We start from the raw sequence: 24,842 nt of genomic DNA, 5'->3' as shown, positions 1-24,842 counted from the left end.
TTCCCGGGGTGGTGGGTGGAGCATCGGCGGTTCCTGTAACCGCTCTGTCGTAACGAAAGAGTGTTCCGCCGATGCTCCGGGGCTCGATCTTACCCGGCGCGCTGTCACGCGTGCTGGCGACCTTCCGACCGTGTTTCACCGCACCGACGTTCGAGGTGTTTACCGCGCTGGTGGCCGGGTTGGTCGCCCAGCCGGTGTCCAGGACGGTGTGCGGCATGCTCACCGGGGCTGGCTTGGCCCGGGTGTGGCATCACTGCCGGGCGCATCGGTTCTTCTCCGCCGCGCGGTGGTGTCCCCAGCGGGTTGGGTTGGTGCTGGCCGAGTTGATCGTCACGTGCCTGTTGGCTCCGGGCGCGTCGATCACCGTGGCGGTGGATGACACCCTGTTCGGTCGCCGTGGCAAGAAGGTCCATGCCGCGGGCTGGTTTCATGACGGGTCGGCGGCCGGGCAGACCAAGTTGGGTTACGGCAACAACTGGGTGGTGGTGGCGATCATCGTGACCCTGCCGTTCGTGTCCCGGCCGGTGGCGTTACCGGTGCTGGCCGCGTTAGCCGTGAAGGGCGGGTCCTCGAAACCGGACCTGGCCCGCGACCTGATCGACCTGATCGCGGAGCGGTTCGCTGACCGCGACATCCATATCGTGGCCGACGCCGCCTACGGCTGCCGCGCGTTCATCGGCCTGGGCGACGGGATGACCATGACCACCCGCGTCAAAGCCAACGCGGTGTTCTCTCAACTCGCGCCGCCGCGCACCGGCAAACGCGGCCGGCCACGTCTGAAGGGCGACCGGATCGGCACACCAGCCGACATCGCCGGCTCGGCGACGTGGCGCACTGTCCGAGTGTCTCGCTACGGCACCACCAGCACCGTGCAGATCACCGAACAGGTCTGTTTGTGGTACGGCACCTGGCGCACCGACACCGTCCAGGTCATCCTGGTGCGCGAGACCGGCAAGAAAGCCGTCCCGGCCAAGGGTTACGGCATCGCGCTGGTCACCACCGACCTTGAAGCCACAGCGGAGGAGATCATCGCCCGCCGTGGAACGGACCGTTCCATTCGGACTTCTCTGTCACAGCATCCTGATCATCTGGTACGCGCTGCACGGCCACAACCACACCGACACAGCCCAGCGTCGCGCCTCGGCACCTTGGTACAAGCCCAAAACCGAACCCTCCACCTGGGACATGCTCGTCAAGCTCCGACGCCAGATCATCGCCGCCCGATTTCTACCCACCTCACCCCGACCAGCCACAACCCAAGAAATCCTGGAAGTCCAGCAAGCCTGGGCTCAAGCCGCCGCATGAAGTGCAAAAGTCGAGGATTACGACCACGGCGAGTTTGACGAGGATGACCACGAGAAGCCCGTCGGCGACGAAGCTTGTCCACTGTGGTGCTTGGAGCACAGCCGCCCCGATCGCGACATGGGCGGCGATCGCGAGCACGGCGGCGGCCACCAGCAAGATGATGGTGCGTCGCCTCCTCGGTGGGCGCGGCGGCGGCTGATCCCAGCGGACGGCCAGGTTGTCGCGCCGGCCGATGGTTTCCAGTCTCGACGTGACCAGCTGCTGGAGCTGGTGCAGCCGGTCGCTGCCCTCTGCCTCGACGGTGATCGTCAGGTTGTGCGTGTCGACCCCAAGGACGCAGCGGCCTTGATCGAAGTCGACGATCGCGCCCGTGTCGGTGGATTCCACTCGCAGGATGGTTGGGGCGAAGCCACCACGGTGGTTGGCCGGGGCGCCGAGGGTGGCCATCTGGCTGGTGTGGCGGACGAGTTGGTCGAGGTAACGGTCGGCGCGGTCCGTGCTGACCTCGCCCTGCGCGGTGAGCATGCCTACCTCAGATCCTGGTGACGGTGGCGAGCCAAGCGCGCACGCCCTCGGGATCGGTGGTGATCTCGATGGTGGCGGGTTCGATGGTGTCGACCTGCCAGCCTTCGGCGAACGTGGCCTTGATGAACGCCTGCGTCAGGTGGCGCATGCGGCCACCCCACCGTGACGGTTCCGCGTCGGACATGCCCAGCATGATGTAGCGGCCGCCGGGCTCAAGCACGTCCCGCAGGGCGGCGACGTAGGCGGCGCGACCATCCTCGGGCAAGGCGTGGAACAGACCGCAGTCGAGCACGGTGTCGAAGGTTTCGCCAAGGTCCGCGAGCCGGGTCGCGTCGTGTTGGCGGAACCGGGCGTTCAGGTCGCGGTCGCGTGCCTTGTCGCGCGCGGTGCGGCAGGGCCGTGGCCGCGAGGTCGACACCGGTGGCGTCGAGACCGAGCGACGCGCACAACAGCGTGTGCTCACCGGTGCCGCAGCCGGCGTCCAGGACGCGTCCGTGCAAGGCGCCTTGGTCGGCAACGGCTTGAAAGGCTTGCTGTGGACGCCCGATGTCCCACGGTGGCGGGCTCGCGTACAAGTCATCGGGCGTCCAGTCCAGCGGGTGCGGGTAGTGCTCGGCGGCAGTCATCACGCGGCCCATTTTTATCGAGACACTTTGTCGCTGTCAATACACCGTGACGGACCCGTGTCGGGACCGTATGCTTGGCTGGTACCGAAGCTGTGGACGGAGACGATCGACGCGCACCGCCAGGCGGTGCGGGACGCGGCGATGGACGCGACGGCCGCGCTGGTCGCCGACCAGGGGCTGGCCTCGGTCACGATGTCGCGGATCGCCGAGCACACCCGAATCGGGCGGGCCACGCTGTACAAGTACTTCCCGGACGTGGCGTCCATCGTGCAGGTGGCACGAACGGCAGGTGAGCCAGCACCTGCGACAGCTGTCCGAGGTGCGTGATCAGGCCGGCGACCCGCTCGCCGCGGTGCTGGAGGCCTACGCGTTCATCCAGCACGGACACAGCGGCGGTCACATGGAAGCGATGGTGCACCACGGCGATCACGTCGGGCACGCACGACGCGAACTACACGGCCTGATCCGCGACCTGCTGGCCGAGCAGGCATCGGACGGGCGGGTCCGCACCGACGTGCCCGCGGACGAGCTCGCCGCCTTCTGCTTGCAGGCGTTGACCGCCGCCGTTGGCCTGCCGTCCAAAGCCGCCGTGCGCCGCCTTGTCGGGGTGGTGCGCGACGCGCTTCGCCCCCCGGGTTAGTGGATCAACAAGGGAGTGGCGACGTTGGTGGCCGTGCTCGCCGAGTCGTAGAGGAGATCGAACCCGGCCGGGGCATCGACCGTCACCGTCCAATAGAGACGGTAGGGGCCGCCGGTGCTCGGCAGTGGGGTTGGTGACGTCGTGGTGAACGCGCCACCGGGGGTGGCCGCGCCGCGTGCTCCGGCGGACACGGTGGCCTGCCAGCCCGCACCGGAGTCGATGACCGGGTGGCGATCCGTGCACGCACCGGTGCAGTAGCCCGCCTGGAGGTTGACCGTCGCTGAGCCGTCGGTTCCGTCGGTCCAGTACTGGAACTGCCACGCGCCCTCGGGGATCACGTCGCCGGCCCGCAGGACCGGATCGGTCGTGAAGGTCGCGGTGCCGCCTCGGCGGTCGAGACCGAACGTCGCGGGTGCTTGCGCGTTCGGTTGGCGCGCGGCGAGCCGGGCGCCGCGACCGGGGAACACCACCGACGAGCGCGCTCGCGCCGGATCGGCGGAATTCCTTGGCAGAGCCAGGTTTGTCGAGGCACGGTCGGCGTTGTACAGGAGGTTGAACGCACCGGGCTCCTGCACGTGGACGGTCACATAGACGCGGTACGGCCCATCCGATGGCAGCACCGTCGGGTTCTCGGTCGTGTAGTTGCCGACGACGCCTTGATCATGGGCCGGCACGTTCATGCGCCACGACTCCGGCGAGATGATCGGTGTCCGGTCCACGCAACTCGGCGGCCGGCAATATCCGACTTCGAGGCCGAGCGTGGCGGACCCGCTACTGCCGTCCGTCCACGGCTCGAACTTGTACGTGCCTGCCGGGATCACCGTGCCGCCCGCGACGACATCGGAGGTCATGAAGGTCATGCCGCCGCCCTGCTCGGCGAGCGAGGCGACCGCCGGGGTCGTCGCTTCAGGGAAGGTGCTCGTGAGGTTGCCGTTCGCGCCGAGGTAGTGGGGCACCAAGCCGGAAAGCAGTTCGAGGTATTGCACCGCGGTGCCCGGATTGGACGGATTTCCCGCCACGTTGAGCCAGATCCCGTCGACGAATCTCCTGGCGTTCAGCGTGTTCTGGTACATGGCCTGTGGGGTGACGTTGTACCGGGGGTTCGTGCTCAGCCCGGAGGTCATGCGCACGTCCGGCTTGATCGCCTGTGCCTGCAACGCCGCCTGCGTCACGAAATTGGTGAAGTCCGCCTCGGAACCTTCGCAGGCACCGCCTTGACCGCCGCACCAAGGTGTCTGGAACGGTTGGGACATGATGTGGTACTGATCGGTTCCCGAGGCGGCGGCGCAGGTTCCGAGACCAAGCCGGAGATAGGTTTGCCAGTTCTGCGACTCGCCGCCCTGGTAGGTGGTGATGATCCCCGGGCTCGCCAGGTTCTGGTCGGGCGCCATGATGGTCCTCAGCCCGTTTTCGTGAGCCAGCCGGGTGAAATCGCTCATGGCGGAGCACACGCCGGCCTTTTCGGGCTCCGGGGTTCTGCGCCAGTTTTCGTCGTCGTACATGGCCACCGGCATCTGGTCCGCGCGCAGGGCCCCGCTGGCGAGATCCGTGCTGAGCGAGGAACAACCCCTGAGGTCGGGGGTGCACGGGCCGTAGCTCGTGTAGTGGTGGGCCGCTTCGGCCGACCAGCCGGTGGGAACCGCGCTGGTCGGCGGGCTGGTCATCGAGAGGACCTGGGTGCCGGGGCTGTCGAAGAACGCGGTGGCGAGCGCGGGATCGAGCTCCCGGAGCGCGGACACCGCGTCCTGGGTCCCGTGCTCCTCGATGATCCACCCCAGGTCCGGCGCATCCGTGCCCGCGAGGGTGTCCGCGGCCGCGACCTGACCACCCAGCGGCGACAGCAGAGGTAGCAGTCCGATGCTCGCGGTCAGGGCAAGGATGCCGATCCTCGAACGCGGAAATCTCATCGGTGATCCAATCTCCGTCTCGTGTCCGGCTCAGTCTTCGAACGTGCCCATGGGCGTGACCCGCACCATGACGACGCCGTGGGACGGCACCGTCGCGCCGATGCTCCCCTTCGTCGCGGACTGCCGGTGGGCCCAGAGGTCCCGCACCAGGTAGGTCGGGGTGGGTGGCAGGCCGATCTCGGCCGCGCTGGTGGTGATGGTGCTGGCCGCGGAGCCGCGGTTGAGCAGCACCACCGCGCGCGAGCCGTCCGCGAGGGGCTTGACCCACACCTCGAGGTCACCGTCGTCTCGGACGCGAACTCCCTGGGTGCCAAGGGAATCCTGGTCGACGGCGATCACCTCGGGATTGGTCAGCACCTCACGCGTGGCCCCGCTCATCGTCGTCATGTCGTTGCCGGCGATGAGCGGCGCGGCCAGCAGCGACCACATGCTGAAGTGCGAGCGCTGTTCAGCGGGTGTCATCTCGCGCGTCGTGCCCGGGATCGGGTAGCCGTCGCGCAGCACCGCCGTGACGCCGACCATGAGCATGTCCGGGTTGTTGAACCCGCCGGGCCCGGCCGCGGCGTGCAGCGGCGCCTGCCGGTCGATCGCTTGCAGCACACCGTTTCCGGTGCCGCAGTCCCAGCAGTTGCCGATGTCGCCGTTGGTGCGCCACATGTGTCCGACGCCCCGCGCCCACAGCCATGGCCTGCTCTGGCCGGACAGGCTGTAGAACATCGGCCGTCCGGTGTCGCGCAGGGCATCGCCCATCCGGACGGCACCCTGTCGCAGCGCCTCCTCGATGGAGTTGTCGTCGCTGACCGTGATGCTGTTGGCGCCAGCACGCAGGTGCACGGTGATCGTGCGGGTGAACGTGGTGTCCCAGCCGTTGTTCATCGCGGCCGACACTTTCGGGAAACCCGCCGTGATGTCCGGGGAGTCGAACGGCACCGACACGACCGTCGGCGTCGAGTCGCCCACTTGCACGTCGGCCCGCATCCCGTGGTACGTCGTGTTCATGTAGCCCCGCGCCTGGCCGTAGTTGGGCAACACGAACTGGAGGTCGAGCTGGTAGTCACCGTCCTCGGGAACGGTCACCGCGTCGAGCCGCAGTGAGCCTCGGTCGATGCCGATCCCGGCCACCCGGTCCCCGGAGCAGGACCCCCGTCCCGGCGGCATCCCCTGCATCGGCGCGCAGGGGCTCACGACGGCACGGCCACTGAGCACCGACCCCTCCGCTTCGTACGACCCGACGACACCGTCGGCGCGCCGGACCACGATCCGGTCGAGGTCCGGGGCCGGCGGTGTCGTGGTTGGCGCGACGTCGAAGGTGCACCGGTCGTACTTGACGTAGTCGACGCCCCAGCTCGCGAACAACGCCGCGTCCTGCGCTTCGCCGCCCGGCGCGCTCTGGGTGCCTGGCGACTCCCTTCCGCAGTCGGTCATCCCCATCGGCTGGTGCACACCGAGCTTGAGGCCCTTGGCGTGCACGTAGTCGGCGACTGCCTTCATGCCGTTGGGAAAGCGCTGCGGATGGGTGACGAGGTTGCCCTCGGCGTCGCGGTCAGGAGCGCGCCAGCCGCCGTCGATGGTGAGGTACTCGTAGCCCGCGTCGCGCATGCCCGAGGCGACCATGGCGTCGGCTTGCCGGCGGATCAGGTCGTCGCTGATGTCGCGGCCGAAGCTGTTCCAGCTGTTCCACCCCATCGGTGGGGTGGCGCCGAGCTGAACGGCACCACCACCGGAGTCCGTCCCGGCACCGGCGGTGCCGGTGCCGATCGCCGTCAGGCAACCGAGGGTGAGGACCGTCGCCGCCACCGCCGCGTGTCGTCTGGCCACGTCTGCTCTCCTGTCGCTCGAGTCGTTCGGGACGGCCAAGCCGTGGACGCGCGGGGTCAGCCGCCGATGCCGATGGCGAACAAGTGGACACCCCGGATCCGGCCGTTGGGCGCGATGTACCCGCTGTCGAACATCGTGATCGCGCTGACGTCCTTGCTGGCGTCGAGCGGGACGCCGACGGAGAAGACGTACATCTTCCGGGTGGACCGGCCGGCCGAGGTGTTGGAGTAGGCCATGGTGGCGATGAGGTCGATCCCCGGCGCCGGCAAGTTGGTGTTGCGGGCGATCTCGAAGGAGAACGGCGCGCTGGTCCCGTCCGCGTAGAACACCTTCCCCCGGCACACCCCCGCCGCGCCGCTGGCCGCGCCGAGGAAGCCGAGCGTGCGGCCCTTGCCGGACAGGGCGACGGTGCGGCCACCGATGAGGATGTTGTCCGGTTGCCCCGGCACGGTGTCCGGCCAGGTGAAGGTCACGCCGTCGTGGGTGATCTTCGCGCCGCCGATGAGGACGGCATCGGCCATCGCCTGCCGCGAGTAGCTCTTGTCGGTCCCGTCGAAGTCGGCCACCGACGGGTTGGCGTCGTCACTGGTGCCGATGTTGTTGAACGCCTCCTGCGCCGTCGTCGCGAGGTACACGGGCACGGCGGCGTCGGTGGCGGCGGCTTGTCCTCGGATGGCGTACGTGGCACCGGCGGTCAGTGCGGTCGGCGCGCCCGGTGTGATCGTCGCGGGCGCGGTCACCTGCCACTTGCGGGCCGTGCTCGCACCGGGTGGGACGCTGGCCGATCCCTGCCCCGCCAGTTCCTTGACCGTCCACCCCTCGGGCGCGTTCAGCGACAGCACGGTGTCGCTCAGCACCTGGGAAGGAATCCCGCCAGGGTTCGGCAGGACCTTGTCCTTGGGCGGCTTGGTGCTGATGCGCACCGTCCCCGAGCCCAGCGTCGGGTGGCTCACCCGCACCACGATGGTCCCGGGCATCCCGGCGAGGCCGCGCACGTAGATCGCGCCAACGCCGCCGTTCTCGCCGAACGGGAAGGCCGCGTTGGTCAGCGTCGCGGTCACCGTGGCCTGCTCTCCCGCACGGATCAGCTCGGGAGTGGACTCCAGCGCGAGGGTCGCGACCTGCCCGTCGTAGGTGCCGGGGCCCGCGACGTTGATGGTCACCGTCCCCTCGGCGTTGTGGCGCGGCGCGCCGTAGCGGTCCACCGCGCGGAAGCCGACCCTGGTCCCGTCGGAACCGTCGGCGGTCAGCTCGGTGTCGTCGGCCCACACCTCGAGGCGGTCGCCCTGGGTGTCGCCCGCGAACCGCCGGGAGAGCACCTGCGTGTCCCCCACGTACCCGTCGAGGCGCAGCTCCGGCGTCGCCGACGCGTCGATCCCTGTGGTGTCGAGGTAGAACGGCGGGTGGGCCAGGTGCGGGAAGTTGGCGGAGTCGGGCGCGAGGCTGGCGTGGTGGTCGCCGTCCAGGTACGCCTCGATGCGGTCGCAGTTCGACCAGATCGTGGCGGTGGCGCCGAGGCTGGTCACGGGTGACGCGGACTCGAAGTCCCAGTAGAAGGAGGGCTGGATGACCGGGCGCACGTCCGGGTTCCCCTGTGACTGGTAGAACGCGGCACCCGGCTTGGGCACCCTGAACGTGTCGGCGACACCGGGCCACTTCATGGCGTGGAACGTGTTGCCCGCCAAGGAGTCGTAGTCGAACCCGCACCAGCCGAGCAGGCCGGTGTAGCCGTTGTTGGACATCGCGGTGTTGTGCACCTGGGCGTGCAGGCGGGCCTGCGCCTGCTGGATCGCCTGGCTGTCGACGCGGCGGTAGCCGGGCGGACCGGCGAGGGCGCCGACCGCCTCGCTCACCAGGTACGGAATGCCGGCGACCGGCCCGGCGATGGTGGCGTTGCCCCGCGAGTTCCCGTAGTCGTCGTAGGAAAGGACGTCCTGCACCCAGTTGGTCTTGCTGCGTGAGGTGCTGGAGCCGGAGGTCTGGCGGGTGCCGTCCAGCGAGTACGCGAGATCCCTCGTCCGCGTGTACAGCTCCGGCATGCGGGCCGACTCGTTGACCTGGACGCCCCAGATGATGATCGACGGGCGGTTGCGGTCCCTGATGATCATGTCGTGCACGTTCTGCACGACGAGCTCCTGGAACGCCTCGTCACCGACGAAACCCCAGCCCGGCGTCTCCTGCCACACCATGATGCCGAGCTCGTCGCAGGCGTCGAGGAAGGCCGCCGACTGCGGGTAGTGCGAGCAGCGGACCATGTTGCAGTTGAACTCGTGCTTGAGGATCAACGCGTCCCCGCGCTGCACCCGGTCCGGCAGCGACATCCCGCCGAAGGGGTAGACCTGGTGGCGGTTGAGACCGAACAGCTTGAGCCGGTTGCCGTTGAGGAAGAACCCGTCGGTTTCGAAGCGCGCCGTGCGCAAGCCGATGCGCCTTGCGAAGTCGTGCACCGGCTGGCCCCCGATGACCAGCGTGGCGACCACGTCGTAGAGGTGGGGGTTGTCGACGTCCCAGAGCTTCACATCGGACAGCCCGTCGAGCCGGGCCTCGACCGTCACCCGACCGGCCGCGTCGACCTTGACCGGCTGCGAGGCGGTGCTCACCGGCGTGCCACGGTAGCTCAGCACGACCTCGAGCCGCGCGGGGTCGGGTAACGCGAACGCGGCGTCCACAGTGCACTGGATCTCCACCGCGCGAGACGCCGGGGTCAGCACGTCGACCGGCTTGGCGAACAGGTCGGCGATGAAGACCTGCGGAACCATCCGCAGCGACACGTCGCGGTACAGACCGCCCGGCTCGAAGTAGTCGACCTTGTACGCGCCGCCGTCCGCACCGTCCGGCGGGACGTTCTGCCAGGTCGCGTCGATGTCCACGGCGAGGACGTTGCCGCCGGTGGCGAGGTGGTCGGTCAGTTCGTAGCTGAACGGCAGGTAGCCGCCGAGGTGTTCGCGCAGGGCGTGCCCGTTGAACGTGGGCCTCGTGGTGGTCATCGCGCCGGAAAGGTCGACGAACGTCCGCATCCGGCCGGCGTCCTCGGGTGCGTCGAAGCGCCTGCGGTAGGTCCACACCTTCTGCCAGGTCGCCGAGTCCCAGTCCCGCCAGCCCAGCGGGGTGACGCAGTGCGGAACCGTCACCGGGAGGAACTCGGCGTCGTCGAAGCCCGGCTGGCCGCTGCCCGCCGACGACTGTCCGAACAGCCAGCCGGCGTTGAGCGGCAGCGTGCGAGCGGCGGCGCCCTGCACGCGTGCCGCGTCGAGCGCGGCGGCGCCGGCGCGGCCACCGAGCAGGCTCCAGCCGGCCACGGTCAGCGCGCCGGCGGCACTGGCGCGCAGGAATCCCCGGCGAGCCATCCGCTCGTTCCGTGACCGCTGCAAGCCTTCGATTTCGTCGACCACGAGAGCACGCTCCTCACGCCGGGGTGCGCGGTCTGACGTGTCCAAAGTGTCAACACGCCGCGCTGAATCTCGATCAGTGGTAAGACATCAGTGGTAAGACCTCAAGATACCTTTCCAGCCGTTGCTACGACTGTCAAGGCACGGGCGCTATTCGTCCGTCAGCCGCAGTCCGGACCGGTCGCTGACGATCGTGTACGAGCGATCCCCCAGCGTGATGCCGCGAAGGACCGCGTCGACCCCGCGCGGCGTCGCCGGGTCGCGCAGCGCCACCCGCTCACCGTCCGGTGTGTACCCGAACAGGTCCTGCAGGATGACCGAGGTGAACGCGCCACCGTTGTTCTCGTTGTACTGCTGGCGCGAGATCCGCGCGATCAGCCGGCTGGACTTCGCGAACTCCAGCGCGCCGCCGGTTCGACCGGCCACCCAACGGCCACCGAGCACGGTCTGCGTCGCGCCGGTCACGGCATCGACCGTGGCGTTGCCCCGGCCTTCCTCCATCGGCAGCCGCAACACCAGCGCGGGATCGTCCACACCGGAGTCCGCGGCCGCGAACAACTCGGCGATCTCGGCCGCGGACAGACCGCGGTCGTAGAGCCGCACGTCGTCGACGGCACCGGTGAACTTCGATTCCGGGTCGACCGGATCGGCACCCACGATCAGGTTCGTCCCTGTCGCAGGCCCGAGGCTGCCCTTGGCGGCCGTCGAGGCGACCATGACGCCGTCGAGGTACAGGGTGACGCGCTCGCCGTCGAAGGTGCCGGCGAGGTGGTGCCATTCGCCGACCGGCACCGTGACCGTGCTGACCGCCTGCCGGAACTTCGTGCCGACGGCGACGGCGAACGAGATGACCCCGTCACCGCCGCCACGCAGCGCGTAACCCTGGTTCGGCTTCGTCTTCGGATACCACGCGGCGGCATAGCCGACCTTGGCGAGGATGCTGGCGCCCTCGGTCTGCGCGGGCCAGGCCCCCGGCTTGATCCAGGCGGTGACGCTCAGCCCGCTCACCGGGTTGAGGTCGGCCCTGTCCCACACCACGACGCCACTGGGCTCGGGCACCAGCTGGTGCGACTGCGAGAACGGGCCCTCCGCGGCGACGCTGTCGAACTCACCGAGCATCCGGCGCATGAAGGCGTAGTCGCCGAACCGGCCCGCGGCACCGGCGGCCAGCGCGGGCCACGCGTCGTACGCGCCGTTGGAGCCGTGGTCGGGACGGGTGGAGGCCGGCGCGTCCGGGTCGGCGAGCGCGAGTGCGCGCAGCCATCCGCCGTCCATCAGCTCACCGCTGACGAACGCGGTCATCTCACCCCGGATCGCGGGCGTGAGGTCGTCGGCGAGCAGCCTGCCGATGGTGTCGAAGTCGTAGACGTGGCGCACCGCGACGCTGGTGCCGTCGTCGTGGACCGTGCGCCACACACCCTGACCCGGTACGTACAGGTTGAGCACCCTTGCGGCGAGCTTGTCGGCCTGCTCGCGCAGCTGACCGGCCGCGCCGGTCTCGCCCCTGCGCTCGCGCAACTCGGCGACCTGCCGCATCATCCACACGTTGGCGGCGTTGAGCGAGGGCACCTGGTTGATGTAGTTCGACACCTCCTCCAACAGGTTCCTTGCGTTGCCGTAGTCGGCGAGGCCGGTCGCGGCGACCATCCTTTCCTGCCAGTGCAGTGCGATGGCCTGCATGTGGTCGAGGACGGGCAGCCCCGCGACCGGCTCGTCGAGGAAGTCCACGTCACCGGTGAACGTCACGTAGGTGTGCAGCATCGTGAACACGGACAGGTCGTTGGCGCTGTACCACGGCCCGGTCAGGGTCGCGGTCAGGGCGTCGATGGCATAGCCGTTGTCGATACCCAACCGCAGCCACAACGCGGCCTGCTCCCGTGCCACCGCCGGGTCCAGCAACACCAGCAGGGGCGCGAACAGCGCGGTGTCCCAGAAGTAGGAGAGGGTGACACCCCACTGTGGACCGGCGGTGACGTAGCTGCGCGGCAGGTGCTGCGGATAGTTCGTCCGCTCCAACGCGAGCACGGAAACGACGCCACGGTAATAGAGGTCGCTTACCGCTTTGTCCTCTGTGGACAGAACGGGCAGGCTGCCGGAGAAGTGGTCGTTGTCGGGCTTGAAGGCGTCCGCGAACCGCTGCTCCCAGCGGACCTTGGCTTGCTTGAACAGCGCCGTGTACCGAGCCCGCGCGTCGACCGCGGCCACCGCTGCCTCGCCGGAGCTGCCCGCCGCGGTCACCACGATCCGCAGGACGCGTCGCTCGCCGGGACCCAGCGACAGTGCCCAGCCCGCCGACCCGGAATCGCCGGCCGCGACCAGCTCGTCCGGCCGGTCGGGAAAGGCGAAGGCCACGCCCGCGCCGCTGGCGCCGTCGGCGACGGTCAGCACCCGGCCGCCGTCGGCGAGTTCGCCCTGCCACGCCCCGAACGTGCGGTACTGCCGGGGGACGTTCCAGTCCCATGGGCCGGGGTAGGCGCGCAGGTAGCCGCCGAGTTCGATCCCGACCCGCGCGTGCGTCGCGGCGTCGCCCGCGTTCGTGACCTCCAGCTCGAGGAGCACGAGCTGCTGCTCGAAGCCCATCCGCAACGTCGTGCGCAGCTCGATCGTGCCGACCGTCGCCCGCCGGAGCACCTGGTAGGGGTACCACCGGCTCTCGTGGGCCTGGACGTTCGTGCCGTCGAGCGTCAGCCGCGCGCAGTCGCCGCCGAGCGACAGCGGGGGAAAGGTCAGCTCCGTGACGGACAGCAGGTTCGAACCGGCGTGCAGCGACCCGATGAAGTTGTTCACCGAAGGCAGGTTGAGCAGCGTGCCGGTCGGCATCCACTCCCCTGCCAGATCGTCGAGGGCCGGGACGCCCCTGCCGGGCGATGCCGACTGCGCCGCGGCCACCGCCGGGCTGAGCACCGACCGTGCGGCGAGGCCCGCGGCGGCGACCGACATCGTGCCGAACAGCAGCGCGCGGCGAGAGGGCTCGGCGGGCCGATTCACGATAGTTCCCAGCCTTTCGGAATGGATCAGCCGAGGCACCACTGGTAAGATATCAGTGGTAAGACGTCCGTACACTTTGGCATCCGGGTCAACGAGTGTCAAGGCAGCGACTATCGTGTCCGGTATGCCGCTGCCACCCGGTGGGCCAGAGCTGACCGACCTCGACCTGCTGCTCAGCGTGGCGCGTTGGGAAGCCTCGGCATGGCTGCCCGCGAGCACGGCATCTCCCAGCCCGCGGCCAGCGCCAGGATCCAGGCGCTGGAGCGGCGGCTGGCGCTGGTACTGGTGGAACGCTCCCCGTCCGGGTCCCGGTTGAGACCCGCGGGCGTCACGGTCGCCCAGTGGGCACGCAGGGTCGTCGACGCCGCCGCCGAGCTGCACGCCGGTGCCACCGCGCTACGCAACGCGAGGGAGGCGCTGCTGAGCGTCGGCGCGAGCATGACCATCGCGGAGTACCTGATGCCGCGCTGGCTGGTGACGTTGCGCGCCAGCCGGCCCCAGTTGACCGTGGCGCTGCGTGCCGAGAACTCGCACGATGTGGTGGAGCAGGTCCGCGGCGGCGACGCCGACCTCGGCTTCGTCGAGGACCTGTCGTCGCACCCGGACCTGTGCGAACACCTTGTCGGGCACGACGAACTCGTCGTCGTGGTCAGCCCGGGTCACCCCTGGGCGTGCCTGCCGGGCCCGCTGACCGCCGCCGGGCTCGCCGCCGGTCAGCTCGTCCTGCGCGAGCCCGGTTCCGGCACCCGCGAGATCCTCGACCGCGTGCTCGACGACCTGCGCGACGGCGACACCCCCCACCTCGAACTGACCTCGCCGACGGCGATCAAGGAGGCCGTCACGGGTGGCGCGGGGGCGGCCGTGCTCAGCATCCTCGCGGTCGACAGGGAACTGCGCGCGGGGCAACTCGTCCGTGTCCCCGTCACCGGCATCACGCTGACCAGGCGGTTCCGCGCGGTTCGGCGCAAGGACCGGCAGCTCACCGAGCCCGCGACGGCGCTGCTGCACATCGCGAAGGGCGAAGCGTCCCAGTCAGATCACCGACAGCGGTAGCGCGACCCCGGCCAGCCTTCGCCCGCCGCGCGGCAACGCCGCCGCCAGCCGCCGGAACACCTGCGCGGACGCCGACTCCGGCTCGCGGGCCGCTACCGGCACGCCGAGGTCGCCATATTCGCGGATGGCCACGTCCAGCGGCACGCCACCGAGCAGCGGCGCCCCGAGCGCCGACGCCAGCCGCCGGCCACCGCCGGAGCCGAACAGCGGCATCCGCCCACCACCCGTCATGTTCTCGATGACCCCCGCCACCGGGAGCCCGCTGTCGGCGGCCATCCGACCAGCCCTCGCCGCGACGGCGGACGCGGCCGGCTGCGGCGTCGTCACCACGAGCAGCCGCGCCGCGGGCAGCAGTTCCAGCAGGGAGATCGTGACGTCGCCGGTTCCCGGTGGCAGGTCGACGAGCAGGACGTCGAGTTCTCCCCAGTGGACATCGCCGAGGAACTGTTCGAGCGCGTTGTGCAGCATCGGGCCCCGCCACACGACCGGCTGGTCGTCGTCGACGAAGAACCCGGTCGACATCAGGCGCACGCCGTGCGCGTCGACCGGCGGCATCATGCCGCCCAGCGCGACGGGCGCCCGGCGGACGCCGAACAGCTGCGGGATCGAGTGCCCCCACACGTCGGCGTCCAGCACGCCGACCCGCTGGCCCGCCATGGCCAGTGTCACGGCCAGGTTCGCGGTGACCGTGGACTTGCCGACGCCGCCCTTGCCGCTGGCGACCGCGTAGACGCGCACGTCGGGGTCGAGGATCCCGAACCCGTGCGCGCGGCTGGAGCGCAGCCGCCGGGCCAGGTCCTGCCGCTGGCTCTGCGACATCAGCCCGAAGCGCACCCGCACGTCCCGCACGCCCGCGACGGCGCGCACCGCGGCGGTGACGTCGTCCTCGATGCGGGCCCGCAGCGGGCAACCGTCGGTGGTCAGGGTCAGGTCGACCGTCACGGTGCCCGCACGGTGCGCGTGCACCCCGGCGACCATGCCGAGTTCGGTCAGCGGCTGGTGGATCTCCGGATCGTGCACTGTCGCCAATGCGTCGCCAGGGCCTGCGGGTCGGGGCGCGACCTCATGACGAGGACTCCGGCGGCGCGGCGCGAAAGGCGCTGCGGCGCGGTTTCACCGGCCGCATCAGGAACTCGGGCCTGCGCTGGCCCGAGGTGTTCGGACCGGGCCGGGTCCCGGCGAGCCACTCCCGGTAGACCTCGCGGGCGCGCCGGGTGTCCACGACGACATCGCCGGACTCGTCACCGGGATGCGCGTGCTCCAGGCGGATCTTCTGGTGCCAGCAGTGCGCTCCCGACCAGGGATCGGGGTGCACCGCGAACGCCAGGTTCTGGTGCACGCCGGGGTCTTCCCAGTTGATGCGCGAACTGTCCGGATCGGCCGAGGAGAACGGCGCCACCGGCCGCTTGTAGCGCAGCCGCCAGATGCCGTCGTCGTGGCTGATGTCGGCGAGCCCGGTGACCCAGCGGCTGCCCGCCTGTTCGTGCAACCGCCACCGTCCCATGTGGTGCGACAGCGCGGTGACGCCGGGCCGGATCGCCTGCGTCGCCCAGATCCGGGCCACGAAGTGGCCGATCTCGGTGGTGACCCTGACGAGGTCGCCGGTGCCGATGCCGAGCCTTTCCGCGTCGGTCGCGTTGACCCACATCGGGTGGCTGTTGCTGATCTCGTTGAGGTACTTGGCATTGCCCGACCGGGTGTGCACGAGGGTCGGCAGCCGGAACGTCGGCATCAGCACGAGCTCACCGGCGTCGAGGTCGAGACTCTTGTGGGACACGTGCGACTCGATGTAGCCGGGCGTGGCGTGCTCCGGCCAGCCGAAGTCCGCCATGGCGGTGGAGTAGATCTCCAGCCTGCGCGACGGGGTGAGCCAGCCGACCGTCGCGCTGCCGTCGGAGTGCCGGACGCCCACCGACCCTGCCTCGCCGATCAGCGGCGGGACGGATTCGAGCGTGACCGGCTTGCGCAGCACGCCCTGCTCGTCGGGCTCGGCCCCGGCGAGTTCGGCGTCGGTGAGCGGCCGCTCATCCAGCCGGTAGAGCTCCTCGTCCAGCTCCACGACGCCGAAGCGGCGCATGTACGCCAGCGGCGTCAGCCCGGCCTCGGCGGCCTTCTTCGGCAGTCCCGGCACGCTGTGCTCGAACACCCACCGGTAGTACTCGTCGACAGTGACCTTCTCGCCCGGCCGGTACGGGGACTCGAAGTACTACCGGATGCCGAGCTCGCCGTCGGGGTCGATCCGCCAGGACAACTCGAACCAGAACTCGTTCTCCTCCCACACCTCGCCGGGGTTGGCGTCGCGGCTGTCGGTGTAGTCCATGCCGAGTTTGTCCATGGCGACGCGGCGGATCGGCTGGCGGAAGCCGAGCCAGCGGCCGGAGTGCGTCTCGTAGGAGTGCGTGTCGTGGCGCTCGGCGGAGTGGCCCATCGGCAGCACGTAGTCGGCGAAGGTCGCGGTCTCCGACCAGGTCGGGGTGAGGGCGACGTGGCACGCAATCGCGGCCTCGTCGGAGAGCGCCTCGACCCAGCTGAACCCGTCGGGATTGGTCCAGACCGGGTTGTAGACGCGGCTGAAGTAGACCGACACCTTTCCCCTGCCCTCGCGGAGGAAGTGCGGCAGCAGGAAGGACATCTCGTTGGTGGACAACGGAAACTCGCGCGGCCAGGTCAGCTCGTTCCAGTCGTCGTGCGCCTGCGGCGGGTTCGGGCCGTGCGCGATGAACTTGTTCCACCCGTTGGGGCTTGTGCCGCCCTTGGTCCCGACGCTGCCGGTGAGCACGTTGAGGAAGAACAGGCAGCGGGCCACCTGCCCCGGTTGCCTGCCGCGGCCGCCCGCCACACGTGCGCGGCGAGCTGGGTGCCCGCATCGGCGACCAGCTTCGCCAGCTCCTCGATCCGCTCGACCGGCACCCGCGCCTCCTGCGCGGCGAACTCGAAGGTGTAGCGGGCGTAGTCCTCGGTCAGCCGGTCGAGGAAGGTGTCGAAGTCGCGCGGCTCCCCCGGGTGCAACCGATCGAGGTAGGTCTCCCAGTTGACCCAGCGGCGCATGTAGTCGGTCGCGATCCGCCGGGTGCGCAGCAGGTGGGCGGCGACCGCGAGCAGGATGGCCGCCTCGCTGCCCGGCCACGGCGCGAGCCACAGGTCGGCGTGCGAGGCGGTGTTGGACATCCTGGGGTCGATGACGACCAGCTTCGCGCCGTCGAGCTTGCCCTCCATGATCCGCTGTGCGTGTGGGTTGAAGTAGTGGCCGGACTCCAGGTGGCTGGACAGCAGCAGGATCACCTTGGCGTTGGCGTGATCCGGCGAGGGCCGGTCGTAGCCGCCCCACAACGTGTAGCCGAACCTGGCACCGGCCGAGCAGATGTTGGTGTGGCTGTTGTGCCCGTCGACGCCCCACGCCGCGAGGAACCGCTCCGCGAAGCCGTCCTCGCCCGGCCGTCCGACGTGGTACATGACCTCGTCGCGCCTGCCGTCGAGGATCGCGGTGCGGATGCGGGCGGCGATGTCGTCGAGCGCCTCGTCCCACGTGCAGCGTTCCCAGCCGCCCGCGCCGCGCTCCCCCACCCGCCGCAGCGGGTACAGGATGCGTTCGGGGTCGTCGAGCTGGTTGATGGTCGCGGGTCCCTTGGCGCAGTTGCGACCGCGGGAGCCGGGGTGCGCGGGGTTGCCTTCGAGCTTCTTGATCGACAGATCCTGCTTGTCCACGTAGCCGAGCAGGCCGCACGCCGACTCGCAGTTGAAGCAGGTGGTCGGGATCAGCATGAACTCGCGCGCCACCTTGCGGATGAGCGCGAGCGTCGTACGCGACGTGGTTGTCCCACTCCTGTGGCGGGGGGAAGTTGCGCAGGTGCTCGTGGGTGCGGGCGCCGGGCAGCCCGTCCGAACTGGGGGTCACGTTTCGGTTCCTTCCCTGTTCCCGAGCATCACGACAGCGGTACGTCCTGACCAGCGCGAATGAACACGCTCTCGTAGGCGAGCAGCGCGGCCTGAACCGCCATCGCGGCCACGACGAGCACCGGCGACGCGCCCGCCAGCCAGCCGATCCCGGCGAGCACGGCGGCGCCCGCGGCGAACCCGACGGCACCGCCCCAGAACGTCCGCTAGTACCGGCCCCGCACGGCGACGCGCGCCGCGACGGCCGCGCCCGCACTGGCGTGCCGCCCGCCGAACTCGACGGCCAGCAACACGAGGTGCGCGACCGTGCCCACGACGAACGCACCGGCGAAGACGCCGACGGCGTCGGGTTCGAGGCCGGCGAACTGCGCCACGATCAGCAGTGCGCCGCCTCCGGCCATCATGGCCTGCGCGAGCAGGTCCCACAGCAGCGTCGGGGACTGCCACAGATCGCGGCCCTCCGCCTGGCCGAAGAGGAAGGCGGTGTAACCGGCGGCGAGCGCGGCCAACGGAACCGCCGCCACGCGCACCACCACGAAAAGCGCGTCGAGGTGCAGGACGTCAAGTCTGTTCCAGCACGCCGAGAAGCAGCCAGAGCGCGGCGACCCCCGAGTACGCCGCGAGCGCGACCGAGCCCCAGAACAACCAGGACCTGGGGTTGGGCTTGGCGAAGATGTACCAGAACCGCTCGGGTCGTTTGAGGTCCCAGACGAGCAGGACACCGGTCAGCGCGGTGAACACGAGCGCGAGCGCGGGCGCGACGACATCGCCGACGGCGCCGAGCCGGGCGCCGAGCGCCAGCGCGAGAGCGGCGATCAGCAGCACGCCAGCGCCGACCGACTTGGTCCACAGGTACGTCATGACCCGCCATCCCCACCGCCGTGGGTGCGCGGTGTTGAGGGTGGTGCTGGCCTGTGTCTCCGGGTCCGGGTCGAGGTCGCCCGCGGTCTCAAGGCGCTGGCGGTCCGGCCGCGCCCACAGGTAGGTCTCGTTCACCGGCGCGGCGAGCGGGTCGAGCACCGCCCGGTCCGCACCGAGGTAGAAGACGTTGGGCCCGGTGTTCTGTTCAGGAGCCCGCACCGTCGTGTCGTTGGTCGCGACCAGCCGCGCGATGCCGCTGTCGGGGTCGTCGAGGTCGCCGACCCAGATCGAGTGCGTCGGGCAGACCACGACGCAGGCCGGTTCGAGCCCCTCATCGACCCGGTGCGCGCAGAAATTGCACTTCGCCGCGGTGTGCGTCTGCTCGTCAAGGTAAATCGCGTCGTAGGGGCACGCCTGCATGCAGCTCTTGCAGCCTATGCACCGGTCCCCGTCGAAATCGACGATTCCGTCGTCCCGTTTGAACAACGCCTTCGTCGGGCAGATCGCGACACAAGGGGCGTCCGTGCAGTGATTGCAACGCATGACGGCGAATTCACGGGTGGTCGACGGAAAGGTCCCCTTGTCGACGTACTTCACCCAGGTGCGGAACTGCCCTACCGGCACCTCGTGCTCGGTCTTGCAGGCAACTGTGCAGGCGTGGCAGCCGATGCAGGTGCGCTGGTCTATCGCGAAGCCATACCTCACGCAACACATTCTGACCGGCACCGGCCCACCCCGCTAGCGCCTTAACGCTGATGAGCTCATCAGCGGCACCGATGAGCATTTGGCCGCAGCCGGCATGAATGGGTAACGTTTCCCGCACGACGGACGCGGCCAGAACGGAATGAACGCCATGGCGGACACCGAGAGCGGGCAAGAGCCCGACTACCGCTTCACGCTGGCCAACGAGCGAACCTTCCTCGCGTGGATCCGCACCTCGCTCGCCCTCGTCGCGGCCGGTGTCGCGGTCCACCAGCTGTTCCCGTCGTTCTCGGTGCACGGCCTGCGTACCGCGCTCGCCTGCATCGCACTCGGCGCGACCGTCGCGGCGGGCGGCTATCCCCATTGGCGGCGCATACAGCGGGCGATGCGGCACAACGCGCCCTTGCCGCGTCCCCGGCTCGCCGCGATCCTCGTCACCGGCGTAGTGGTGATCACGGCGGTGTGCGGCGTGTTCGTGATCGTCTCGTCCGGGCGATGAACGACCCGGGCCTGCAGCCGGAACGCACGTGGCTGGCCTGGAAGCGAACCGTGCTCTCCCAAGGTGTCTGTGCCGCCTTGTTGTTGCACGCCGCCGTCGAGAGCGGCCGGGGACCGGTCATCCTGCCTGCCCTGCTCGCGTCGGGCGCGGTCTGCGCGACGTACCTGGTGGCCCACCGTGCCCATCGCCGGCTGCGCGCCACCGGCACCCCACAGCAGATGCCGGCCGGACTGCTCGCTATGGTGTCCGCGCTCACCATGCTGACCGCGCTGACCACGGTCCTGCTCTGGCTGTAAATACACCCTGCTCAAGAAGCATCAACCGTACGTGGTTCAGTGGTAATGTGGTCTAACCACGATCTGGTAGAACTGAGTACGGGGAGGTGCCGTGGTGGGAGATCTGTGGATGCCGGTCCAGCAGCCTGGCTCGCTGTCGACACGGATAGCCGAGAAAATCGAGCAGCTCATCACGGAGGAGCGAATCAAGCCGGGTGACCGGCTCCCACCCGAGCGGGAGCTCGCCACCATGCTCGGGGTGAGCCGGCCGTCCCTGCGGGAGGCCGTCCGTTCGCTCGCGACAAGGGGCAAGGTCTCCGTGCGGCACGGACAAGGGGTCTTCGTCGAGTCGGACGCCACGACCAAGCGGCTGCGGTCCGACCTCGCCCAACTCGAGGTCGACCTCGGCGAGTTGTTCGCGATGCGCGAGGTCCTCGAGGTGCCCGCCGCGGGCTGGGCCGCCACCCAGGCGACACCGGAACGGCTCGCGGCGATCGAGGACGCCTTCGCAGGACTGGAAGCCGCCATCAGCGCCCCGCCGATCGGCTGGGCGGAGCTGCAGAAGCTCGACGCGGCGTTCCACCTCGCGGTGGTCAAGGCGTGTGGCAACCGGTTCCTGCTGAACACGCTCGGCGTGCTCAACGAGGTCATGGTCACCGGCATGCAGACCACCCTGCAGATCCCCGGCCGGCTGGAGCGTTCGGCCGCCGATCACCGGCGCCTGCTCGACGCGATCCGTCGGCAGGACGCGGCCGGTGCGCGGGCCGCGGCACGCACGCACATCAGGGCCGCGCACGCGGCCGCGCTCAAGCGCGCGAAGGAGGAGACCGCGGCCGGCTGACTCACCACTCCACGACGGGGATGGACAGCAGGTCCGCGGCCGCGCGCAGCCTGGGTCGTACATCGGTCCAGGCCAGCACGGTGTGGTGCGGGAAACCACCGGTGATGAGGCCGGCGACCAGCTGCTCGGCCCGGGTGTCGAGCCGCACGGCCGCCGTGTTGCCCTGGAACCGGTTCGGCTCGGGCAGGGACTCGCCGGAGGCGAGCAACAGCCGCAACCCGGACCGGTTCCCGGCGTCGGGGTCTTCGGCGAGCCTTGCCAGCACGACCGGCCCGGTGCGCAGCGGGAAGTCGCCAGCGACCCCGATCCGGCGGTTGCAGTGCACGGATTGCGTGGCGGCGCTCGGCTCGGCGGCCAGGCTGGTCGCCGCCGAGCCGCAGTGCCACAGCCGCACAAGGTCGAACGGTTCTTCGAGGTCGACAAGGTCGACAAGGTCGACAAGGTAGGTCGTCCCGGCGCCGAGCGTTTCCAGCAGCAGCATGGTGACCGCGCCCAGCACGTCGCGCTCGCACGCGGTCGGCGTGCCCGCGTCGGCCAGCCGGGACAGCGAGGAGCAGGGGCAGACACCGAGCCGGGTGGGGAACTCCGGCCAGCAGCGCACCGCGACCGCCGCGTAGTCGCCCTCGGCGCGCCAGTCCCGCAGCGCCGATGTCACCGCGGCATGACGCCGGACCTCGGCCTTGTCGAGCCGCCGCAGCGACGGCTGAGCCGTGCTGGCCGTGGCCAGCTCGCGGTCCTGCTCGGCAGCGCCGACCGCGCGCACCCGTTCGATGGCGTCGTCCACGTCGATCCGGTCGACCGTGATGCCGAACAGCGCGTCGAGCTGGCCGGGGTCGAACTCACTCGGCGTGAAACCGGTTGGCGCGTCGCCGATCGCGCCGATCCGGGCGCCGCGCAGGCCGTCGAGGAGCCCGCGCACCTCCGCGAGTTCGGCGCGCTCGCCCCGGAACCGCAGGTGCTCGCGCGGGAGGATCGGCGGGGTCGGCAGCTCACCGTCGAGCGCCCTGCGCAACGCCTCGCGCACCAACGGCTCGCCGGGATCTCCGTGCACCCACCGCACCTCCGCGCCCGCGCACACCAGCGCGTGACCGAAGAGGTTGGCCCCGCACAAGGAGTTCAGCCACAGCCGGTCCCCGACCGGTCCCGGTTCGCGGAAGGACCACAACAGCACCGGACGGCCGAGCTCCGCGTACAGCCGCAGCGCGGGGGTCGCGTCGGAGAAGGACGCGCAGACGTTGACCACGAGATCGGCGTCGGGATCGACGCTGGCCGCGGCGCGTTCGACGTCGTCGCTGGTCATGACCAGCTCACGTGGTCCGACCACCTCGGCGCCCAGCTCCTCGAGCAGCGCACGAGCGGCGTCCACCCGTCGCCGGGCGGCCTCGACCGCGAAGGTCGGGCGGGCGGTCGGTACCAGGACGACGCGTTTGGTCATCGGTGTTCATCCTTTCGGCGCGACCCAACGATCCGGTCGACGACGCGGACCAGTTCCCGCAGCCGGGGCACGGAATCGGCGCGCAGGTCCGTCTCGACGTCCCGGCTGCCGACGACCGGGCGCCACACGGCCCGCCCGGCAAGGAAGCCCGAGGCTCCGGCGAGACAGGCGAGCTCGACGGCGCGCGGGAACGCCTCGTGCTGGACACCGGAGGACAGCACGACCCAGGGCGAGGCGACGGCGCCGGTGATGTGTTCGCACCGCCGCTTGAGCTCGGTCTCGTCGCCCTCGCCGTGCAGCGGGACCTCCGCCTTGTAGAGGTCGGCGCCCAGCGAGCCCAGTTCCTCGGCGGCGGCGAGCACTCCGGCGTCCCAGTCCCAGTCCCTGCCGTCGCGGGGAGCGCGGGACAGGGGTTCGATGATGCTGACCAGTCCCGCCGCGTGGCTTCGCTGGACGAACTCGCGGACCATCGCGACCCGGCCCTCGGCCGGCTCGTCGGGCCGCCAGATGACCAGCAGCTTGAGCGCCGCGACACCGCGTCGGGCGTAGGCCGCCGGATCCACGGCGTCGTCGATCTCGACGTCGGCGACGAACTCGCCCGGCCCGGGTAGGAACCGGTCGGCGGCGGCGATCAGGGCGCACCCCGGTGCTACCGCCCGCTCGTCGATGACCCGGTCGAGCGCGAAGTCGCGGTCGACGAGGATCGCCGACGCGTACGGCGTCAGTGCCCGGGTGGCGGCGAGCTTGAACTCGGTCAGCCGGGCGTCCGGGACCGGTTCGCCGTCGTACTCGGCGAACATGGCCCGCATCGCCTCTCTCTGGTCGACCGCCACCATGGCGTAGCCGCCGGACGGGCGGGCGAGCACCGACGGGTCGACAGGCGTCTCAGTCACGCAAGGCTCCAAACGAGAGGGTCGGCGGTCATGCGGCCAGCGCCGCGACGACCTCGTCGTGGCCGGGGATCGCCGAGCGCCCGTCGAGCGCCCGGCACGAAAGGGCGGCCGCAGCGGCGGCATAGCCCAGGCACGACGGCAACGGCTCGCCGCGCACCACCGCCGCCAGCAGCGCACCGTGGAAGACGTCCCCGGCACCGAGCGTCGACAGGATCTCCGCGGGGTAGGCGGGAACGCCGCACCTGGTGCCGTCCGCGGCTGCCGCCATGGCGCCGTCGGCGCCCATGGTCGCGACCACGCGGCGCACCCCGGCTCGCAGCGCGGCGTCGAGCAACGCCGAAGGTTCGAGGTCGCCGCACGCCCGGCGAAGCGCGTCCATGGTGGGCACGAACAGGTCGATCGCCTCGTGGCGCAGCGCCGGAATCGGATTGCCCGCGTCGACCGAGAGCAGGGGACGACGGGTGTCCGAAAGGTCGATCAGCGCGGCAACCGCCGGCCAGCCGAGGTGGTCGACGTGCACCCACGCCGCGCCGCGAATCTTGGCCGCCGCGGGCGATCCGGGCTCCACCCGCAACGCGGGTACGTCGCGGGTGCAGATGGCCCTGGTGCCGCTGTCCCGCTCGACCAGCACGACGCTGGTCTGCGAGCGCGTGCGGGGCACCCGCCGTACCGCGGAGACGTCGACGCCCTCGGCCCGCAGGCCGGCAAGGATCCGGGTCCCCTCGTCGTCGTCGCCGACCGAGCCGACGAACGACACGTCGCGAAGCCCGAGCCGCACGGCCGCGACCGCGGCCGTCGCGGCCGGTCCGCCACCCGCGAAGGCCATGTCGTCGGCGACCTGACGCTCGTCGGGTGCGGGCAGGTGCGGGACGACCGCGATCGCGTCGAGCGTGGCGACGCCAACGAACACCACGGGCAGTTCGGACACAACACCTCCGATTGGTCAGACCACTGACGTCAATACACTAACACGACAGCTCGGCCCCGGCCGAGCGGTACGGGGGCGAATCGCGTACCGCCGGCCGGGAGCCGAGGTCGTGGACCGTCGGCTAGCTAGCCGGGTATTCCGCACATGGGGGTTGATCAACTCGAGTTGGTTGTCGGGTGCGGTACTTGATCATCTTAGGGTGGTGGGGTCGACGCCGAGTAGATCCAGGAGCCGGGCCTGAAGTGGTGAGGGTTGGGGGATGC

General features: G+C 70.2%; 23 protein-coding genes and 1 pseudogene. 7 read left to right on the top strand and 17 right to left on the bottom strand.

Annotated elements, in window-relative coordinates; genetic code table 11:
- Window positions 1-110: 110 nt before the first annotated feature.
- Window positions 111-1,343 carry a transposase gene (locus GEV28_RS30110; protein WP_291415841.1) on the top strand — a complete coding sequence of 411 codons (1,233 nt, stop codon included), beginning with the start codon at window positions 111-113 and terminating at the stop codon, window positions 1,341-1,343.
- Here the strand turns inward: GEV28_RS30110 and GEV28_RS30105 are convergent.
- From GEV28_RS30105 to GEV28_RS42655, 3 genes and pseudogenes are all read right to left on the bottom strand, one after another.
- A complete protein-coding gene (locus GEV28_RS30105; protein ID WP_291415840.1) occupies window positions 1,237-1,830 on the bottom strand; it encodes a DUF2218 domain-containing protein in 594 nt (197 codons plus the stop codon). The genes GEV28_RS30110 and GEV28_RS30105 overlap by 107 nt on opposite strands.
- 7 nt (window positions 1,831-1,837) lie before the next feature.
- Window positions 1,838-2,248 (bottom strand): class I SAM-dependent methyltransferase, encoded by a 411-nt coding sequence (locus GEV28_RS30100; protein WP_367115224.1) that lies wholly within the window; start codon window positions 2,246-2,248, stop codon window positions 1,838-1,840.
- Window positions 2,249-2,267: 19 nt separating this feature from the next.
- Window positions 2,268-2,456, bottom strand: a pseudogene (locus GEV28_RS42655) (SAM-dependent methyltransferase); the annotation flags it as partial.
- A gap of 57 nt (window positions 2,457-2,513) precedes the next feature.
- On the opposite strand from GEV28_RS42655, the gene GEV28_RS30095 reads away from it, so the two are divergent.
- Entirely contained in the window at window positions 2,514-2,783 is a 270-nt protein-coding gene (locus GEV28_RS30095) for a TetR/AcrR family transcriptional regulator (RefSeq protein ID WP_291415838.1), read from the top strand.
- Entirely contained in the window at window positions 2,746-3,096 is a 351-nt protein-coding gene (locus GEV28_RS30090; protein ID WP_291415837.1) for a hypothetical protein, read from the top strand. The genes GEV28_RS30095 and GEV28_RS30090 overlap by 38 nt, the downstream gene beginning before the upstream one ends.
- On the opposite strand, the gene GEV28_RS30085 is transcribed toward GEV28_RS30090, so the two are convergent.
- The 4 genes from GEV28_RS30085 to GEV28_RS30070 all read right to left on the bottom strand — a co-directional run bounded on the left by GEV28_RS30085 (window position 3,093) and on the right by GEV28_RS30070 (window position 13,198).
- A complete protein-coding gene (locus GEV28_RS30085; protein ID WP_291415836.1) occupies window positions 3,093-4,760 on the bottom strand; it encodes a hypothetical protein in 1,668 nt (555 codons plus the stop codon). The genes GEV28_RS30090 and GEV28_RS30085 overlap by 4 nt on opposite strands.
- Window positions 4,761-5,033: 273 nt before the next feature.
- Window positions 5,034-6,821, bottom strand: coding sequence for an alpha-galactosidase (locus GEV28_RS30080; protein ID WP_291415835.1), 1,788 nt, complete (start codon window positions 6,819-6,821; stop codon window positions 5,034-5,036).
- Between the two features lie 56 nt (window positions 6,822-6,877).
- On the bottom strand, window positions 6,878-10,213 hold the full coding sequence (locus GEV28_RS30075) for a glycoside hydrolase family 2 TIM barrel-domain containing protein (protein WP_291415834.1): 3,336 nt from the start codon (window positions 10,211-10,213) through the stop codon (window positions 6,878-6,880).
- A gap of 147 nt (window positions 10,214-10,360) precedes the next feature.
- A complete protein-coding gene (locus tag GEV28_RS30070; protein ID WP_291415833.1) occupies window positions 10,361-13,198 on the bottom strand; it encodes a LamG domain-containing protein in 2,838 nt (945 codons plus the stop codon).
- A gap of 186 nt (window positions 13,199-13,384) precedes the next feature.
- Here GEV28_RS30070 and GEV28_RS30065 point away from each other — a divergent pair, with 186 nt between their 5' ends.
- Window positions 13,385-14,251 carry a LysR family transcriptional regulator gene (locus GEV28_RS30065; protein WP_291415832.1) on the top strand — a complete coding sequence of 289 codons (867 nt, stop codon included), beginning with the start codon at window positions 13,385-13,387 and terminating at the stop codon, window positions 14,249-14,251.
- Here the strand turns inward: GEV28_RS30065 and GEV28_RS30060 are convergent.
- From GEV28_RS30060 to GEV28_RS30030, 7 genes are all read right to left on the bottom strand, one after another.
- The gene (locus tag GEV28_RS30060) at window positions 14,231-15,280 is read right to left on the bottom strand and encodes a P-loop NTPase (RefSeq protein ID WP_291415831.1); all 1,050 of its coding nucleotides are present in this window, start codon (window positions 15,278-15,280) and stop codon (window positions 14,231-14,233) included. The genes GEV28_RS30065 and GEV28_RS30060 overlap by 21 nt on opposite strands.
- Before the next feature lie 34 nt (window positions 15,281-15,314).
- Window positions 15,315-16,397, bottom strand: coding sequence for a molybdopterin dinucleotide binding domain-containing protein (locus GEV28_RS30055; RefSeq protein WP_291415830.1), 1,083 nt, complete (start codon window positions 16,395-16,397; stop codon window positions 15,315-15,317).
- A gap of 60 nt (window positions 16,398-16,457) precedes the next feature.
- Window positions 16,458-16,898: a molybdopterin-dependent oxidoreductase gene (locus GEV28_RS30050; protein WP_291415829.1), complete on the bottom strand. Its 441-nt coding sequence runs from the start codon at window positions 16,896-16,898 to the stop codon at window positions 16,458-16,460.
- A 20-nt stretch (window positions 16,899-16,918) separates the two neighbouring features.
- Complete coding sequence (locus tag GEV28_RS30045; RefSeq protein ID WP_291415828.1) at window positions 16,919-18,013, bottom strand: molybdopterin-dependent oxidoreductase; 1,095 nt, start codon at window positions 18,011-18,013, stop codon at window positions 16,919-16,921.
- 161 nt (window positions 18,014-18,174) lie between these two features.
- A complete protein-coding gene (locus tag GEV28_RS30040) occupies window positions 18,175-18,306 on the bottom strand; it encodes a hypothetical protein (RefSeq protein ID WP_291415827.1) in 132 nt (43 codons plus the stop codon).
- Window positions 18,307-18,351: 45 nt separating this feature from the next.
- Window positions 18,352-18,669 (bottom strand): hypothetical protein, encoded by a 318-nt coding sequence (locus tag GEV28_RS30035; protein WP_291415826.1) that lies wholly within the window; start codon window positions 18,667-18,669, stop codon window positions 18,352-18,354.
- A 37-nt stretch (window positions 18,670-18,706) separates the two neighbouring features.
- A complete protein-coding gene (locus GEV28_RS30030; RefSeq protein ID WP_367115223.1) occupies window positions 18,707-19,549 on the bottom strand; it encodes a 4Fe-4S dicluster domain-containing protein in 843 nt (280 codons plus the stop codon).
- A 310-nt stretch (window positions 19,550-19,859) separates the two neighbouring features.
- Here GEV28_RS30030 and GEV28_RS30025 point away from each other — a divergent pair, with 310 nt between their 5' ends.
- From GEV28_RS30025 to GEV28_RS30015, 3 genes are all read left to right on the top strand, one after another.
- A complete protein-coding gene (locus GEV28_RS30025) occupies window positions 19,860-20,207 on the top strand; it encodes a DUF202 domain-containing protein (RefSeq protein ID WP_291415825.1) in 348 nt (115 codons plus the stop codon).
- Window positions 20,204-20,503, top strand: coding sequence for a DUF202 domain-containing protein (locus tag GEV28_RS30020; RefSeq protein WP_291415824.1), 300 nt, complete (start codon window positions 20,204-20,206; stop codon window positions 20,501-20,503). The genes GEV28_RS30025 and GEV28_RS30020 overlap by 4 nt, the downstream gene beginning before the upstream one ends.
- Before the next feature lie 94 nt (window positions 20,504-20,597).
- Window positions 20,598-21,323, top strand: a complete 726-nt coding sequence (locus tag GEV28_RS30015) for a FadR/GntR family transcriptional regulator (protein WP_291415823.1) — start codon at window positions 20,598-20,600, stop codon at window positions 21,321-21,323.
- Between the two features lies 1 nt (window position 21,324).
- On the opposite strand, the gene GEV28_RS30010 is transcribed toward GEV28_RS30015, so the two are convergent.
- From GEV28_RS30010 to GEV28_RS30000, 3 genes are read right to left on the bottom strand one after another with little or no spacing between them, the layout of a single operon-like run.
- The gene (locus tag GEV28_RS30010) at window positions 21,325-22,758 is read right to left on the bottom strand and encodes a hypothetical protein (protein WP_291415822.1); all 1,434 of its coding nucleotides are present in this window, start codon (window positions 22,756-22,758) and stop codon (window positions 21,325-21,327) included.
- Entirely contained in the window at window positions 22,755-23,651 is an 897-nt protein-coding gene (locus tag GEV28_RS30005) for a hypothetical protein (RefSeq protein ID WP_291415821.1), read from the bottom strand. The genes GEV28_RS30010 and GEV28_RS30005 overlap by 4 nt, the downstream gene beginning before the upstream one ends.
- Before the next feature lie 28 nt (window positions 23,652-23,679).
- Window positions 23,680-24,579 carry a carbohydrate kinase family protein gene (locus GEV28_RS30000; protein WP_291415820.1) on the bottom strand — a complete coding sequence of 300 codons (900 nt, stop codon included), beginning with the start codon at window positions 24,577-24,579 and terminating at the stop codon, window positions 23,680-23,682.
- Between the last annotated feature and the right edge of the window lie 263 nt (window positions 24,580-24,842).

The organism is Actinophytocola sp. (assembly GCF_009379765.1).
GTDB lineage: Bacteria > Actinomycetota > Actinomycetes > Mycobacteriales > Pseudonocardiaceae > Actinophytocola.
The sequence above is the reverse complement of the archived record's forward strand: the minus strand, read 5'-3'. Positions and strand labels throughout refer to the sequence as shown.

Bases quoted from the DNA above. Each gene is read 5' to 3' on its own strand.
- GEV28_RS30025 (WP_291415825.1), top strand. From the start codon at position 19,860: ATGGCGGACACCGAGAGCGGGCAAGAGCCCGACTACCGCTTCACGCTG.
- GEV28_RS30085 (WP_291415836.1), bottom strand. From the start codon at position 4,760: ATGACCAGCCCGCCGACCAGCGCGGTTCCCACCGGCTGGTCGGCCGAA.
- GEV28_RS30020 (WP_291415824.1), top strand. From the start codon at position 20,204: ATGAACGACCCGGGCCTGCAGCCGGAACGCACGTGGCTGGCCTGGAAG.
- GEV28_RS30105 (WP_291415840.1), bottom strand. From the start codon at position 1,830: ATGCTCACCGCGCAGGGCGAGGTCAGCACGGACCGCGCCGACCGTTAC.
- GEV28_RS30030 (WP_367115223.1), bottom strand. From the start codon at position 19,549: ATGCGTTGCAATCACTGCACGGACGCCCCTTGTGTCGCGATCTGCCCG.
- GEV28_RS30010 (WP_291415822.1), bottom strand. From the start codon at position 22,758: ATGACCAAACGCGTCGTCCTGGTACCGACCGCCCGCCCGACCTTCGCG.
- GEV28_RS30045 (WP_291415828.1), bottom strand. From the start codon at position 18,013: ATGCTGATCCCGACCACCTGCTTCAACTGCGAGTCGGCGTGCGGCCTG.